Source organism: Paenibacillus assamensis DSM 18201 (assembly GCF_000422445.1).
Classification (GTDB): Bacteria; Bacillota; Bacilli; order Paenibacillales; family Paenibacillaceae; genus Paenibacillus_B; species Paenibacillus_B assamensis.
Genome location: NZ_KE383840.1, coordinates 46,231 through 61,600, shown reverse-complemented (window position 1 = coordinate 61,600; position 15,370 = coordinate 46,231). Strand labels below are relative to the sequence as shown.

Annotated in this window: 13 protein-coding genes; 10 read left to right on the top strand and 3 right to left on the bottom strand. The window is 44.8% G+C overall.

The window, feature by feature from the left end:
- The first annotated feature begins 11 nt into the window (after positions 1–11).
- From H580_RS0122075 to H580_RS0122060, 4 genes are all read left to right on the top strand, one after another.
- Positions 12–932, top strand: a complete 921-nt coding sequence (locus H580_RS0122075) for an ABC transporter ATP-binding protein (protein WP_028596706.1) — start codon at positions 12–14, stop codon at positions 930–932.
- Positions 925–1,659, top strand: coding sequence for an ABC transporter permease (locus tag H580_RS0122070; protein ID WP_028596705.1), 735 nt, complete (start codon positions 925–927; stop codon positions 1,657–1,659). Before H580_RS0122075 ends, H580_RS0122070 begins: the two co-directional genes overlap by 8 nt.
- An 81-nt stretch (positions 1,660–1,740) precedes the next feature.
- Positions 1,741–2,568, top strand: coding sequence for an undecaprenyl-diphosphate phosphatase (locus tag H580_RS0122065; protein WP_028596704.1), 828 nt, complete (start codon positions 1,741–1,743; stop codon positions 2,566–2,568).
- Between the two features lie 267 nt (positions 2,569–2,835).
- On the top strand, positions 2,836–4,161 hold the full coding sequence (locus H580_RS0122060; RefSeq protein ID WP_051217655.1) for an MFS transporter: 1,326 nt from the start codon (positions 2,836–2,838) through the stop codon (positions 4,159–4,161).
- Between the two features lie 125 nt (positions 4,162–4,286).
- On the opposite strand, the gene chrA is transcribed toward H580_RS0122060, so the two are convergent.
- Positions 4,287–5,498: a chromate efflux transporter gene (chrA, locus tag H580_RS0122055; RefSeq protein WP_028596702.1), complete on the bottom strand. Its 1,212-nt coding sequence runs from the start codon at positions 5,496–5,498 to the stop codon at positions 4,287–4,289.
- 201 nt (positions 5,499–5,699) lie between these two features.
- Here chrA and H580_RS25670 point away from each other — a divergent pair, with 201 nt between their 5' ends.
- The 3 genes from H580_RS25670 (at position 5,700) to H580_RS0122040 (ending at position 9,828) form a co-directional block, all read left to right on the top strand.
- Complete coding sequence (locus H580_RS25670) at positions 5,700–8,177, top strand: S-layer homology domain-containing protein (RefSeq protein ID WP_028596701.1); 2,478 nt, start codon at positions 5,700–5,702, stop codon at positions 8,175–8,177.
- A 187-nt stretch (positions 8,178–8,364) separates the two neighbouring features.
- The gene (locus tag H580_RS0122045; protein WP_028596700.1) at positions 8,365–8,997 is read left to right on the top strand and encodes a Yip1 family protein; all 633 of its coding nucleotides are present in this window, start codon (positions 8,365–8,367) and stop codon (positions 8,995–8,997) included.
- 156 nt (positions 8,998–9,153) lie between these two features.
- The gene (locus H580_RS0122040) at positions 9,154–9,828 is read left to right on the top strand and encodes an SOS response-associated peptidase (protein ID WP_028596699.1); all 675 of its coding nucleotides are present in this window, start codon (positions 9,154–9,156) and stop codon (positions 9,826–9,828) included.
- Positions 9,829–9,977: 149 nt separating this feature from the next.
- Here the strand turns inward: H580_RS0122040 and H580_RS0122035 are convergent, their stop codons facing one another.
- Positions 9,978–10,814 (bottom strand): hypothetical protein, encoded by an 837-nt coding sequence (locus tag H580_RS0122035; protein WP_028596698.1) that lies wholly within the window; start codon positions 10,812–10,814, stop codon positions 9,978–9,980.
- Between the two features lie 13 nt (positions 10,815–10,827).
- A complete protein-coding gene (locus tag H580_RS25665; protein WP_051217654.1) occupies positions 10,828–11,397 on the bottom strand; it encodes a papain-like cysteine protease family protein in 570 nt (189 codons plus the stop codon).
- Between the two features lie 238 nt (positions 11,398–11,635).
- On the opposite strand from H580_RS25665, the gene H580_RS0122025 reads away from it, so the two are divergent.
- The 3 genes from H580_RS0122025 (at position 11,636) to H580_RS0122010 (ending at position 15,353) form a co-directional block, all read left to right on the top strand.
- Positions 11,636–12,817 carry a glycerate kinase family protein gene (locus H580_RS0122025; RefSeq protein ID WP_028596697.1) on the top strand — a complete coding sequence of 394 codons (1,182 nt, stop codon included), beginning with the start codon at positions 11,636–11,638 and terminating at the stop codon, positions 12,815–12,817.
- Between the two features lie 4 nt (positions 12,818–12,821).
- A complete protein-coding gene (locus H580_RS0122020) occupies positions 12,822–14,285 on the top strand; it encodes an SLC13 family permease (protein ID WP_084509489.1) in 1,464 nt (487 codons plus the stop codon).
- Positions 14,286–14,414: 129 nt separating this feature from the next.
- Positions 14,415–15,353: a PD-(D/E)XK nuclease family protein gene (locus tag H580_RS0122010; RefSeq protein ID WP_028596695.1), complete on the top strand. Its 939-nt coding sequence runs from the start codon at positions 14,415–14,417 to the stop codon at positions 15,351–15,353.
- Positions 15,354–15,370: the final 17 nt, after the last annotated feature.

Genomic DNA, 15,370 nt, shown 5'->3' with positions numbered 1-15,370 from the left:
GGGAGGCTCACATGACAGCGGTCATTCAAACGACGAACTTAACGAAACAATACGGAATGCAAAAGGCGGTAGACAGCCTTCAGCTTAATGTAAAGCAAGGTCAAATCTACGGTTTTCTAGGTCGAAACGGTGCAGGCAAGACGACGACGATTCGCATGCTGTTAGGGCTCATCAAGCCGACAGAAGGCCAGATTGAGATATTTGGCGAGAACTTATTTAAGCATCAAAAAGAAATACTAAGAAGAATCGGCTCTATGGTTGAGTATTCCGGTTTCTATGAGAATTTGACAGGTAAAGAGAACTTGCTTATCAATGCCAAACTAATGGGTGTTCACAAGAAAACCGCGATTGAGGAAGCATTAGAAATTGTAGGGTTAGAACAAGAAACGAAGAAGCTTGTTGGCAAGTATTCTATGGGTATGAAGCAGCGGCTTGGAATCGCAAGAGCTATTCTTCATCATCCTGAGCTGCTCATTTTAGATGAGCCTACTAATGGCTTGGATCCTGTCGGAATTAAGGAAGTCCGCCGACTGATCAAGTCGCTCGCAGAGGAGAGAAAGCTGACGGTACTTATTTCTAGCCATATTTTATCCGAAGTAGAGCAACTGGCTGATCAGATTGGGATCATTCATCAAGGGAGACTGCTTGAGGAAGTTTCTTTTGAAGAACTGCGTGCGAGAAATCGCAATTATATGGAGCTGCAAGTGTCGAATGACAACAAGGCTGCCATGCTGTTAGAACAGCACTTTGACGGAGTAGAGTATGAGGCGCATGGAGAAGGCTTCCTGCGTGTTTATTCACATATGGGCCAGCAGGGTAAGCTGAACAAGATGCTTGTCGAACATGATATTGAAGTAACGAGAATAGCGATAAGCGAAGATAGGCTGGAAGACTACTTCATCAAGCTGATAGGCGGTGGGACGATTGGTTAACTTGTTGTATACCGAGCTGTTGAAGTTGAAGCGAGCAAAGATGTTTATGATCAGCGTAATGGGAGCAATGGCAGCACCTATTATGATGTTTATCGCCTTTTTGAGTATGAAAAGAGAGAAGCCAGAGACGATCCTTACGTTCGATGTGTCATTTTACAATACGAATTTGAATGTGCTCATGCTTATTGGCACGCTACTGTATGGAGTGATTGCGGCTTATTTGTTTAGTCGTGAATACACGGAAGATACGTTGAAAAATTTGCTGACGATCCCGGTTTCCAAAACGAGTATCGTCGTGAGTAAGTGGCTGCTGTTATTACTATGGATTGTTGTCCTAACGTTAGTTGCTTGGGTGATGACGCTCTTGCTAGGTTTGGTAGGCCAATTTGAAGGGTTAAGTGTGGCGGTTATCGTCGATTCTCTTGGACAGTTTTTTGTAGGAGCGTTTCTATTGTTCTTGTTATCGACCCCAATTATATGGATTACGATGCTATTTAAAAATTTTGTGCCGACGATTATATTTACTGCGGTTGTTACGATGGCCAATCTTACGGTTATTGATACAGACTATCAAGGTCTATTTCCTTGGTCAGCTGTACATATGGTAGTAACGAACAGTACCGAATTCGTTTATCCAGTCTCCTATTCGTATGCTATCATTTTTGCTACTTCTGTACTTGGACTCGCAGCAACGATTGTATATTTTAAGAGATCAGATATTGATTAACAAGTAACGATTGACTATCCATGGAGTGGATGGTGTGGAATCAGTCAAATAGATTTTCGAATAGTTGAGGAGGTTCGTCTATTGGATTGGTGGGAGTTGTTTGCAGCGCTTGTATTAGGTGTCGTAGAGGGTTTGACGGAGTTTGCGCCCGTGTCCTCGACAGGGCATATGATCATTGTTGATGATTGGTTGTTCAAGACGAAAGAAATGTTCTCGCCCGAAGTGGCGAATACTTTTAAAGTTGTTATCCAATTCGGTTCGATTCTGGCAGTAGTGGTCTTGATGTGGGAGCGTTTTATGACGATGCTGGGGCTGAAAAAGGTAACAGGGGAACAGGCTTTGCAACCTCGATTGAAGCTGACCCAGGTCATTGTAGGTATTTTACCGTTTGGGGTACTTGGATTTATATTCGAAGATTTTATTGATACGTATTTGTTCTCTACGCAAACGGTCGTGATTGGACTTGTACTTGGGGCATTTCTTATGATTGCAGCGGATTTGCTCGCACCACGTGTGAAAAAGGTAGAGACGGTCGATCAAGTTACGTACAAGCAAGCGTTAACGATTGGTCTCGTGCAGTGTCTGGCTATGTGGCCTGGATTCTCTCGTTCTGGGTCTACGATATCAGCTGGCGTACTGCTAGGCTTGAGTCATCGCGCGGCTGCTGACTTTACTTTTATTATGGCTGTGCCGATTATTGGCGGAGCAAGCTTCTTGTCTCTAGTGAAAAGCTGGGATGCGATTACGGCAGATGTCATTCCATTTTTCGTCGTAGGCTTTATTAGCGCGTTTCTGGTTGCTCTTGTTTCGATTCGTTTCTTCTTGAAGTTAATTAATCGCATTAAGCTTATTCCGTTGGCGATTTATCGTATCGTTTTGGCCGCTGTTATTTATTTCGTGTTTTTGTAGGAGCAGGTTCATTATGGGTATCATAATTGAATCGGAGCAGTTACATCCGGCTGTATTGATGAAAAGAAAATAGATACGAATTGAACCTCGAATCTCCAACATCGCTTGGAGCAGTCGAGGTTTTTTTGTTATGCAACTAGCGACGGATGAACGAGGGGCTGAGTCAAATTACAGCTGGGGACTGAGGTGAAGGTGTATGAATGTTGATTAAACTATGGATACAAGTCAAGCGGTCTCTCATGGAGGGCCGAGGGGGAGAAGAGTAATATGTTGCAGGCGTTGAAATATGCTAACTTTACAAAGCTGCTCGCGGGAAGATTGATTTCTAACATAGGTGATAGCTTCTATATGTTATCTGCGATGTGGCTTGTTTATGATTTAGGTGGTTCTACCTTTTATTCAGGCTTGGCTGTGTTTCTCACTTCGATTCCTCGTATTGTACAGTTTTTATATGGACCGCTTATTGACCGTTGGCCGTTGAAGAACATGCTAGTTGTGACTCAATTAACCCAAGCCATTTTGCTGCTTATTTTACCACTTAGTTATTGGCTTGATTTTATTTCTGTAACGTTAGTTCTTATTTTGATGCCGATTATTGCTGTATTGAATCAATTTATCTTTCCTGCTCAGATGTCAGCTCTGCCGAAAGTACTGCCAAAGGAGCATTTGACTGCGGGCAACGCGTGGTTTAGCGCTGCTAACCAAGGTAGTGAAGCTGTGTTTAATGCATTAGGTGGCGTTTTGATTGCATTAATAGGGATCGTAAGTATGTTTATGATGAATTCCGTTCTTTTCTTGCTGGCTTCGCTTATTTTTATGACACTGCGTCCTATTCCTAGCAATATGGAAGGGAAAAGTGGGGGCAAGGGTGAGGGGAATGGTCAGTCTGGAGAAGAAGTTGTTCGTAGAACTGCGTCAAAGCTGTCTTTCAGACAGTATGTGAAAGAATTGATGGAAGGTGTAGCGGTTCTTCGCCATCCTTATATTATACGCTTGTTAGCGGGAATGATTGTGATTAACTGTGCGGGAGGCGCTGTGTTTGCAGTCCTGCCTGACTTGGCTCAAAGCTCTGACTGGTATGGAATGATGCTTGCATCTGTAGCGGTGTTCAGTATGTTGGGGGTGCTGTTAGCTCCTCGTCTACGACCGGAAACGCTCCCTATGGGGGCTATGTATATTGGTGCTTTTCTATGGTGCGGGGTTGCATGGTTCGCAGCTGCTCAAGTTACAAGCATGTGGCTGGCCGTTCTTTTATATGGAATGGGCTGGGTGCCTACAGCAATTACAAATATCGTCGCAATGGTGTTTATGCAAAATCTTATACCAGCACATTTATTGGGTAGAGTGATGGCCGCGGTTGGAAGCATTGGTGCAGTGGCGATGCCAATTGGTTCTTTGTTAGGGGGTATTGGAGGTGCTGCGCTGAGTAGTGCGGCTGTCCTTATGATTAGTGGCTTGCTTGTTGCGCTTGTAGCCGTCGTTTGGCTGATCGATCCAGTAACTCGTCGAATGGGAGCTGTGACGAAAATGGATACAACGATGTTTTATCCGCAGCAAGGAAGCTTAGGTGAGGAGCGGGTAAGTTTGAGTTAGTGTTTGTGGGTTAGGGAGTTAATTAACCGGTTTCAGTTAATCTGCGATGTAATTAACAAAGGGTCAGGGGCTTCTGGTGTAGAGAAGCCCCTGACCCTATTTTGACTAGTATGGCGTGTCTTTGTTTACAGCCATTCGAGCAGCATTCCGCCAAGGGCGCCAGCGATGACGACGGCCCAAGGCGGGATACGCCAATGCGTGAGCAGCACGAATAGGGCTGCTGCGAGCGCAAAGTCGGCCGGTGCTTGCACGGTCGACGTCCAGAGCGGCGTGTATAGTGCCGCGATGAGTATGCCCACGACGGCGGCGTTGACGCCGAAGAGGGCGCCTTGTGCGCGCAAGTTCACGCGCAGAGTGCTCCAGAATGGGAGCGCACCAACGATGAGCAGGAACGCGGGCAGGAAGATCGCGATGGTTGCTATGATTGCACCTAGCCAACCCTGAGCGACAGCTCCAATATAGGCGGCGAAGGTGAACAACGGGCCAGGAACAGCTTGTGTAGCACCATATCCGGCAAGGAAGTCAGCTTTGTCGAGCCAACCTGTAGGTACAAATTCACGCTCAAGCAAAGGCAGTACGACATGGCCACCACCAAATACAAGCGATCCAGCTCGATACATGCTATCAAATAACGAGATGAACCAGCCGCCTATGCCTGCTTGACGCAGCAGAGGTAAGGCTGCAAGCAATACGCCAAACAGCGACAAGCAAATGATCGCTGTTCGGCGGCTAATGGGAACATGGATATGCTCTGGCTTCGGCATTTCCTTGTGCCTATACATCCATACGCCGGCACAGCCAGCGACAGCGATGACAAGTACTTGCGCCAAGGCTGTCTGCCATAGCAGAACAGCGGCGGCTGCCGCCACGGCGAGGGTGGCGCGTCCACGGTCTGGCGCCAACTTCGTGCCCATGCTCCATATGGCATGGGCAACGATAGCCACGGCCACTAGCTTGAGGCCGTGGAGCCATCCCGCGTTAGCGATACCTGAACCTTGTATCGCCAGCGCGAATAGGGCCAACGCTGCTGCAGACGGCAGCGTGAAGCCAAGCCATGCGGCTATGCCGCCAAGCAGGCCGCCGCGCAGCACGCCAATACCAATGCCGACTTGGCTGCTAGCCGGCCCCGGCAGGAACTGGCACAGCGCCACTAAGTCAGCGTAGCTGCGCTCATCGATCCATTTACGACGCCGCACATACTCTTCATGAAAATAGCCAAGATGCGCGACAGGTCCTCCGAAGGAGGTCAGGCCTAGCTTAAAGGCGATTAGGAATATTTTTAGTAGGTTTCGTTCTGTTGGAACCGCCATAGTTCTAGCGTGTTCGGATTGTGACATGCTGTTCTCCTTTTGCGATAATGATTATTCTGTGATGATAGTTGCATTCTCATTTTAGCCAAAGTTACTGCTGTAATAAAGGGCCTACGTGACTTAAGAACTATAAAATTTTAAATCAACCAATAATTTCATGGATATTTACATTCACAAAACTATAATTGAATAGATGATTTAAGAAACATATATTATATGGGGGAAACTATGAAAAAGAGAATAGCAACATTGCTATCGATAACTCTGGCGTTCAGCACTTTTTTTAGCGGATTAGCAGCGCCAGTAAGCGTGCAAGCAACTGCGGCGAATGAAGGCGAACAAATGAAGTCAGTCGTTACATTTAAAGATGTAGAAGCACATTGGGCAAAAGACAAAATTGCAGAGTGGGCAGCTCAAGGTGTAGTATCTGGTGCATCTGCAAATGAGTTCAAGCCGAATCAACAAGTAACACGTGCAGAGTGGGCAGCAATCGTAAACCGCATGTTCCAGCTCAACGAACAGAAGCCGCAAGCTTACACAGATGTACTAGCAACAGCTTGGTATGCGGATGCTGTAAATACAGCGACAACAGCAGGCTACATGAAAGGGTATACCGACGGCACATTTAAGCCGAATGCAACGCTAACGCGTCAAGAAGCGGTAGCTTCCTTGTCTCGGCTGTTGAAATGGAAGACGAACGATACAGCTCTTACTTATAAAGACAGTGCAGATATCCAGCCGTGGGCAACTTCATCCGTATCCGAAGCTGTTTATCTAGGTGTTGTTAAAGGCTATGAAGAAGGCACATTCAAGCCGAATCAATCGTTGACGCGTGCAGAAGCGGTTAGCATCTTGGATCGTGCATTTGATACATATGGAGTATGGTATGGAACAGCAGGTACATATGGTTCTACGACGAAGCAAGAAGAAATCCAAGGAAACGTGATCGTTAACGTTCCTGGTGTTACGTTGCAAAACCTTCATATTAAAGGTGATCTAATCCTAACACAAGGTGTAGGTGAAGGGGATGTGCATCTGAACAAGGTGAAGGTAGATGGTAAGACGTTTGTACGTGGTGGTGGAAAAAATAGCATTCACGTAAACGATAGCATTCTTTCCAATGTTATCGTAAACAAGAAAAATGGTGCATTGCGTGTAAATGTGAAAGATACATCTACAGTTCAAGAACTAGTACTGCAATCGCCAACAATCGTTGATGTACAAAATGGTGCTATGGTGGCACAAGTTCAACTATCTGAGAAACTTAAGGCCCAGTCTGATATTCAACTAAATGGTGCATTTCCTTCTGTTACAGTGAGCACATACGGCAGCAACTTGAAGCTAGCAAAAGGGTCTGTTCAACAGCTAACGGTAAACAAAGAGGCAAAAGGAACAAAGATTGAGGTAGGAAAAGATACAAATATTGCATCCTTAATTATCCATGCAGAAGCAAAAGTGGCTGGCGAAGGGACAGTTAAGCAAGCGACGATAAATGCGGCTGGCATTAGCTTTGCTGCTGCTCCAATGGAATGGAAACTAGGAGAGAACGTAAGCAAAGATATGATCGTGGTTGTTGCTGGCAAAGAGACCAAAGCCGGAGATCTGATTAAATCTGCGAACACTTCCGGTGGAGCAGGCCGTGGCGCTATCGGTGGTGGAGGTTCTACTGGTGGCGTCACGCCAGAAAAGCCAGGCGGCAATGACGGTCAAGGGAATAATGTTGTAGTAAAAATGGACAAAGAAGTCTTTACTGTTGGTGAAGTGGTATACGGAACTATCGGTAAACAAGAACAAGGTACAGTATACATCGTGCAAAAAGAGTTAGAGAATATAGATGTTGCAGAGATGGAAAAAATATCTCCAGGTAATTGGTTCAAGATTTTAAGAGCGGAAACTAAGCCTGATGGGACATTCTTTTCCTCGGGATTATTGTTCGAAGGTGAATATGTGGCTATTTTTGTAGATAGCAAAAAGAAACGTTTCCACAGTCAATCCTTTTATATGTGGGAAGATGTAAATTCTTTGTTTACGTCGTCTGGTCCATATCAACTGCCGATTGGTGACAATGTTAATGACATCATGATTCGCTATAAGTTCAGCCATCCGATTCGAGTAGATAAAGGAGTCAACCTACACCAATCAGTTATGATAGCGACTTATGAAGAGCCAACGTTTAAGCCGCTGCATTCAGATATTAAAGTAACAATTAACCTAGATAGCATTGAGATTCTACCGTCAACAAAACTTAGTAATGAATGGGTTGCTTTTAAGATATTTCCTAGTACCGTGACATCGGTAATTACAGGTGAATCCAATATGGAAGTACAGAGTTATGCTCTGAAGCCAGTTACAACTATTAGTTTTCCGGGCATGACATGGAGTTGGCAAGCAGAGGGTCTTTCTGTTAAAAAAGGAGAGAGGATACCTATTAAAGTAAATGAAGAAAATGTTTTCTATATTTACGATAAGGTTATCGCCGCTCATATTGATATTGTAACTGAAACATTGGATAGAGAAGTAAAGAAAGGTCTAGCTAAAAAACTAGTGATAAATAGGGAGGACATAAACGACATTCATTATATGGACACTAGTGGTCTTGCAGCCGGAACTTATTATATTTTTTCAAGCTCACTTAATGTTTTCCATCCGACAGGAAAGGGTTGGCCTGATGCGGATTATAGAACACGCGTAGAAATTATTGATTAGCATTGAAATCTATAATTGCTCCTTTGTTAGTTTTTTTATTAAAGGGGAGTTTTATTTACAACATCTAACCTACTCTTTAACAAGACAAGCACTATCGTTTACAATATAAGCTACACCACGTTTAGAGCCGAGGGTCATACCTCGGCTCTTCCAGCATCATTAGCCAAGTAAATAAAGGAGCGTGTTTATGTCAACGAACACGGATGCAATGGTATGGAGACAAAGGTTGCGAGCGCTAGGTGAAATGTGGTTCAATCCACGAGAAGTCATGCGGGAACATATGCAAGTAACAAAGTCAGATTGGTTTTCACTGCTGCTCGTAGGCATTAGCTCATTTTTTGGAACGTTGGATAGCTATGCCAAAGATGGTATGGGGGATCATTCACCGTTAGCCACGATTATTTTACTAGCCTTTGTTGTTGGGATTATTAGTGGTGTTATCAGTTATTATATTAGTAGCTTTCTTATGCTATGGATTGGGACGATGCTCGGGGGAACCGCAGATAGCCAAGAAATTCGTGCTGTCAATGGGCTGGCTGGATATGGACCTACGGCAATTACGGGGTTGCTCTGGATTCCGTCGCTTTTGATATTTGGCAAGCAAGTATTTACAACAACAGCTACTGGTTTCTTAGTGGCGGGATGGGCTGCTCTTCTTGCGATTGTTAGTTTTGTAGTTGTGATATGGGGCATTGTTATCCTGGTGATTGGTATTTCAGAAGCACATCAGTTTTCTAAAAAAAGAGCACTAGCGACAATCATTCTTCCTACAGTCTTTATTCTCTTCATCGCTATACTTCCTGCCGCAATACTAGGGTAGGCAACGAATATTACTACTTCTCAGCATTCTAAACAAAGACAATAATTCCGAAAGTTCTTCAAAGCTACAGTCATCACTAATCATGATCTTATCCCATCTATAAAATGTATATCCTTTCCACTTGTGCGCAAACTACGCGTACAGGAGGTGAGGGCAATGTGCCGTCAATTATCACTCAGTACGGATTATTCGGAGCTGAAGTCAACCTTCAAGCTCGATGAATCACGAATTGCTTATCGTCCACGTTATAACATAAGACCCACTCAGTTCATTCCCATCATTATGGAACAAGAAGGACGCAGAGTGTTGGATGCTTACCGCTGGGGGCTCGTACCGTTCTGGGCGCCAGACGCGATTAATGCGGATTTAACAGCCGTTGCGGAGAATTCCTCCTACTTTAGAATGGTGGAGCGTAGACGCTGCCTTATTCCTTGTAACGGCTTATACTATTGGCGCAAGCAGGAGAAGCGAATGCATCCAGTTCGTGTGGTGTTACAGACAAGGGGAATCTTCGGTATTGCGGGGCTGTATGAATGTTGGCGCAGTCCGCAAGGTGAAGATCATTACAATTGTACAATCGTAATGTCTCGTGCAAATCGAACGATATTGGAATTTGATTCTCGGATGCCTGCCATACTCGATCAAGATGAGATGGAGGCGTGGCTTCAACCAAGCTCTATGGAACTAGATTACTTGAATCGATTGTTAAAGCCAATTGAAGATGAACGTCTGCATCTGTATCCGGTCTCACCACTTATTCAATATGAGCATCATGATGATAGTCGCTGTATTGAAGAGATGGATCTGAAGCGTGCGTGGATAAAAGCTTAGATGAAAATAGGCTAAAGTTTAGCATTCACATGTGGCGCATAGTCTGCATAGTCTTTCAACTGCAGAGAATATCGAATAACAAGAAAAAAGACTGGGTCCTTCCTACATGGAAGAGCCTAGTCTTTTATTTTTCAGCAGCTAAGATTCATTTATTGTTTCGTTCTAACTTTGATCACGACCCATAATAGCAATGTACAGAAAAGAGCGGCAGTAATGCTAACAAGTACGGCACGTAGGATCGGCTGATTCGATGATGTGTCATCGACAATACCAATCATTCTAGCGCCCATTAGGTTTGAACCGCCGTCACGATCCGAATGTTCATTTTGAATCTGGTATTGTTTCAAAGCCTTAATAATAGGTGCGGAGTGTATAGCTTGATCATTGGGGACGCCAAACGATTGAAGATCTTGATTAGGCGAGGCAATGGCAACAAGCTCTTGCTGGGTTTCGCCCAGCTTGACGATATATTTGTCGGACTTATCGGTAACGAGAATATAGGGATTGTTGCCTACAGCAGGGAGTTGCTGTAACGCTGACTTTACATAGCTGGAATCACCGCCAAAGGATTCGAGCTGATAGCCAGAAGAAGTCTTGCTTACTCGCAAAAACGACATGGCCTGTTGATCGCTATATACAATAAATTCCCATTGCTCAGTAGGACGAATGACATCTTGAAATGTATTAGATGTAGGAAGGCTAAGTTGTTGGGGGTCAATTAGGTACACGGGGAATCCTTCACCAACAGTTATATTTTGTACCTCTTGCGCAGTTGAATAACCGTATCCACGCGGATCTTTGCTAACGGCCTCAATAAATAATGGGCGGGCCTCTTTATCTACATAGCTTTGTACCTCGGCAGGAATCGACTGTGATTTAAATGCGTCCACCGTGTGAATGAAGGGCGTGCCTATGAATAGGGACACAAATGTGATGAACGTCAGTGTCATTGCGGCTGTAACGGATGTAATCGTTCTTTTCATCATTTTCCTCCACCTCCTATTTGAACTTGTAAAGATCTTTTAAGCCCCAACGCCAAGTCTGATTATATGAACTGCCGCCCTTGAATTCGGTATAGCGCATCGATGTTTTTCGGCCGACAAGAGGGTCCATATAGTTGATCATGTCATTGCCCCCGACCGAATCGTAACCATAAATAACGACGACATGTCCGCCTCCCGTACTCCATTGCCAAGACACATAGACAGGACGGCTGTTATTGTCAATTTGGGTTTTTACATCGGAATAAGTAAGCGCTCCATCATACAGCCAACTCGAAATTCCATATTGGACAAGTCCGTTCTGTGTTTCTTGTGCGCTAGCGGACACGTCAGAGCATGTAGAAGTACCTTTGACTGCTTTTGCGATATCGCATTGTGACACATGTTTACCGTAGTGCTTCAAAATGCTGGCACTGGCGCCCGCCCAACACCATAAGCTCTGTTCTTGTTTGACTGCAGGGTAGGAAGGAATATTTGTAGCTTGCACTTGAGCGACCATCGTAATGGTAAATACGGTGCAGAATGCAGAAATGAGAATCATCATTTTCTTCCATTTACTTGCAACCATAGAGCTCCCCCTTAATTTGGTTTTATTAGGATATTTAAGTGGTACATCACTATTAACGAGCATAGGGAAACAGATGTTTCACGTTCTTCTAAAAAAATCCAAACATTTTACATGAACTTATGAAATTAACCTCATTTTCTCACTATTTTCTAATCTATCTCTCACGTCCTTCTTTGTTTCGATCTGTAAAGTAAGGTCTAAGAGAACAACTAAGGGAAATATTTGGGGAGGAAGTAAAATGAAAATTGTAATGATACCATCTGGATTTAAAGAATGTTTAGATGCTGAGGAAGTTGCAATCGCGATGCAAGAAGGGGTATGCCGCCTGAATCCATTGGCAGATATCGCCGTCATTCCAATGATCGATGGAGGAGAAGGTTTCGCGAAGACGATTATTAACATAAAAAAGGGCACGTTGATTCCTAAAAAAGTAATAGGGCCAGTAGGAAAGGTTGTTAAAAGTCACTTTGGCGTATTCACCGATGAATGCGGTAAAAAAACTGCTGTAATTGAGATGGCTGCGGTAGCGGGCTTGAAGCTTGTGCCGCGCAATCAGCGCAATCCGTTGTGGACAACGACGTATGGGGTCGGACAGTTGATTTCGGCTGCATTGGACTTGGAAGTGGACAATATTTTGATCGGATGCGGAGATTCTGGGACTTCAGATGGCGGTGCTGGGATGGCTCAAGCGTTAGGTCTACGTTTCCTTGATAAGAATGGAGCCGAGATAGTCGTTCGCGGGGGCGGAGATTTGGGTGAGGTGGCAGATATGGATCTATCTCACTTGGACGAACGCTTGCGTAAAGTGAATATTGATGTGGCATGCAACTGGCACAATGTTCTGTGTGGTGAAAAAGGTGTGGCGCGAGTATTTGGGCCGCAGAAGGGTGCAACGGAAGAAGAAGTGGAGCAGTTATCATCTGCCTTTGATACGTATGCAGCATTGATTCAACAACATCTTGAGCTTGATGTACGTCAATCTCCGGGCAGCGGAGCTTCAGGAGGTCTTGGAGCTGGGTTAGTTGCCTTTACAGGTGCGAAATTACATCCACGCTACGATGTTATTATGAAATACATCCAAATCGAAGAGACGATTGAGCAAGCCGATGTTGTGTTGACGGCAGAGGGATGTTTGGACTTCCAGACGCCGAATGGCAAGATTCCGGCTGAAGTTGCTCGTATTGCCAAGAAGCATGGAATTCCTGTCATTGCGATTACAGGCACAATCGGCAAAGACGCTCATGTGAACTATGACAGTGGGATTGATGCATTTATGAGCATTATTCAGAAACCAACTTCACTGGAAAAGGCAATGATTAAAGCATCCGCTTGGATCGCTGATAGTGTGGAGGCATCTATGCGCTATATTCGCATCGGTTATCAGATCGCGCAGCGTGAGCAGCATCAAGGAGGAGTTTAGTAGAATGGAGCCTGATTTAAGTAGACGAACTTCAACACAGCAGCGATGGGGAACTCGTCTTACGAAACTATTGAACAGTCATATTTTTAGTGCGCTGGCTGTAGCTGTATCCATTGTACTCATAGCGTTAGTGGAAGGGCTTCCGTATGAAGCAAAAGTAACAGCCTTCTTCTTTCTCTTAGCGATGGGGTTATGGATTGGAAGTTCACTTCCAGCGGGCTACGTAGCATTAGGTGCTGTTATTGCAATCGTTCTATGCCGTGGTGCCGAAGCTTCTTTATTGTATGAATCGTTTGCAGAAGAGGTTGTCTGGCTAATGGTTGGAGCGTTCGTCATTGGTGAAGCCGTTCGTGAATCGGGGCTTGCTTCTCGATTTACACGCGCTGTTGTTCGAAGAGCACGCCATTCCGGACATGTTATGACATTATTGACGTTAGCGCTTCAAGTCGTATCTTTTTTCATCCCGTCCACGTCAGGGCGGGCGGCATTATCGATGCCGATCGTGAAGGAGATTAGTGCTTTGCTGCATAGCAAACGCCAGAAGCAGACGCTTGCTATGCTTGTACCAATTATGATCTTGATGAGTACATCGGCTACCTTGATTGGTGCAGGTGCACATGTAATCGGGATTGGTATATTAGAGCAGACGAGTGGCCAGACCATCTCCTACGTGCAGTGGTTTATTTGGGGGGTTCCCTTTGTACTGGTCATTTGTGCAATCTCCTTACTTGTCTTACAAAAGCTATATGGTTCTAAAGAGCCTTTGCAACCTTTAGCTGAGCCTTCTCGTTCGATAGAGGCGGAAGATGCGAGCGATAGCAGCCGTTTAACTGTAATGGAGAAAAAGACGGTATGGATGACAGGCGGACTCATTGTTGCTTGGATGACGGAAAGTTTGCATGGCTATGATTTGGCGTTTATTACAATGATTGGTGCACTGCTGTTTATGACACCGCAATGGGGTGTTATCACCTGGAAGCAGGGGATTAAGTCGATATCGTGGAGTTTGATCGTATTCGTTGCCGCTGCGACAGCGCTGGGAAAAGGGCTCGTCGAAACGGGAGTTGTGAATTGGATTCAACAGCGTCTGTTTCAGTTACTTGATGTGCTTCAGCATGTTCCGGACTTTATCATTTTGTTAACGGTGCTAATTATTACGGTTACTTCGCATTTATATATTACTTCTCATACAACTCGTGCCGTTGTTATGATTCCAGGATTGATCGTATTTGGGCAATCGCTCGGTTTAAATGAGACAGCGATCGTGTTTCTTAGTTTAGTGGCTATGAACTACTGTGTTACATTCCCTGTTAGTTCGAAGGCACTGCTGCTATTTTATGAGGACGAAGAGGTTGCTTATGATGCGAAAGATTTGCTGAAACTAAGTATGATTATGCTGCCTATTTATGTTCTAGTTATGATCGTATTTTATTATACGTACTGGAACTGGACAGGATTGAGTCTATAGAGCTTGTGCGGTTTGTTGGGGTTCAGACTGGACGATCATCTTGATGAATGTCTTTGCTGCTATTTTGGGTGTGATATAATAGACCGATAGAACGAATGATCGGATAACACCTGGAAAGGAGCTAGGCATATGCCTCCGAGACCCTATCCCGAGTGGTCGTGGTCGCCATCACGACACAATCTTTTTCAAGAATGCAGACGCAAATACTATTATCACTATTATGCTGCTCATAATGGCTGGTTAGCAGAGTCTTCTGTATTGGCCCGCCATGCTTATCGGCTTAAGCAGATGACGAATTTATATTTAGTGTTCGGTGATGCTGTTCATAAAATGGCTGAAGAAACGATCAAACAGTATCATCATTATGGCGAGGCAATCGAGGCAGATGAGCTTGTGAGACGTATACGCAAGCTGCTTAATCAGGCATACTTGGATTCTAGAGACGTCGAGTCATGGCGGCTGCACCCGAAGTCGAGATTAATGCTTGAGGAAGTATATTATCTTGGCAGTCTGCCGGATCGGCAAGTGGAACAAATTCGCAGTCGGCTTCCTATATTGGTCGATAGGCTGCTAACTAGCGAAAGCATGCAGATGTTTATGCATGAAGACGGCTGCCATCTTGTTGAGATGGAGAAGCTGAATACGATTCAGCTTCAAGGTACAAAAGTATATGTGAAGCTAGACTTCATGTTCCGCAAGCAGGATCGCTATATAATCGTAGACTGGAAGACGGGACAGGAAGATGAGCGCAATGATACACAGTTACGGCTTTATGGCTGGTACGTTCATGAGAACTATGGCATTCCTTATGAACGCATCGATATTCGCACGGAATATTTACTGAGCGGTCGTTGTCAAATTGACCAAGTAGATGAGCCTGAGATGGAGGCGCTTGTTGCTTATACAGCGTCTAGCATCTCCAAGATGCGAAGCTATTTGCTCAATCCAGAGCTGAACGAACCGAAGCCGCTGGAAGCATTTGAAGTAACCGATGATGAACGACGCTGCCGTCGCTGTGCATTCCGTGAAATTTGTGAAGGTGCGAAGTCGCAGCCGTCTGAAGATTGATGATATAGCCAAGGGGG

What these genes read in the sequence shown, in the direction of transcription:
- H580_RS0122075 (WP_028596706.1), top strand. Translation starts at nt 12, where the DNA reads ATGACAGCGGTCATTCAAACGACGAACTTAACGAAACAATACGGAATG.
- H580_RS0122060 (WP_051217655.1), top strand. Translation starts at nt 2,836, where the DNA reads ATGTTGCAGGCGTTGAAATATGCTAACTTTACAAAGCTGCTCGCGGGA.
- chrA (WP_028596702.1), bottom strand. Translation starts at nt 5,498, where the DNA reads ATGTCACAATCCGAACACGCTAGAACTATGGCGGTTCCAACAGAACGA.
- H580_RS25670 (WP_028596701.1), top strand. Translation starts at nt 5,700, where the DNA reads ATGAAAAAGAGAATAGCAACATTGCTATCGATAACTCTGGCGTTCAGC.
- H580_RS0122045 (WP_028596700.1), top strand. Translation starts at nt 8,365, where the DNA reads ATGTCAACGAACACGGATGCAATGGTATGGAGACAAAGGTTGCGAGCG.
- H580_RS0122040 (WP_028596699.1), top strand. Translation starts at nt 9,154, where the DNA reads ATGTGCCGTCAATTATCACTCAGTACGGATTATTCGGAGCTGAAGTCA.
- H580_RS0122035 (WP_028596698.1), bottom strand. Translation starts at nt 10,814, where the DNA reads ATGATGAAAAGAACGATTACATCCGTTACAGCCGCAATGACACTGACG.
- H580_RS25665 (WP_051217654.1), bottom strand. Translation starts at nt 11,397, where the DNA reads ATGGTTGCAAGTAAATGGAAGAAAATGATGATTCTCATTTCTGCATTC.
- H580_RS0122025 (WP_028596697.1), top strand. Translation starts at nt 11,636, where the DNA reads ATGAAAATTGTAATGATACCATCTGGATTTAAAGAATGTTTAGATGCT.
- H580_RS0122020 (WP_084509489.1), top strand. Translation starts at nt 12,822, where the DNA reads ATGGAGCCTGATTTAAGTAGACGAACTTCAACACAGCAGCGATGGGGA.
- H580_RS0122010 (WP_028596695.1), top strand. Translation starts at nt 14,415, where the DNA reads ATGCCTCCGAGACCCTATCCCGAGTGGTCGTGGTCGCCATCACGACAC.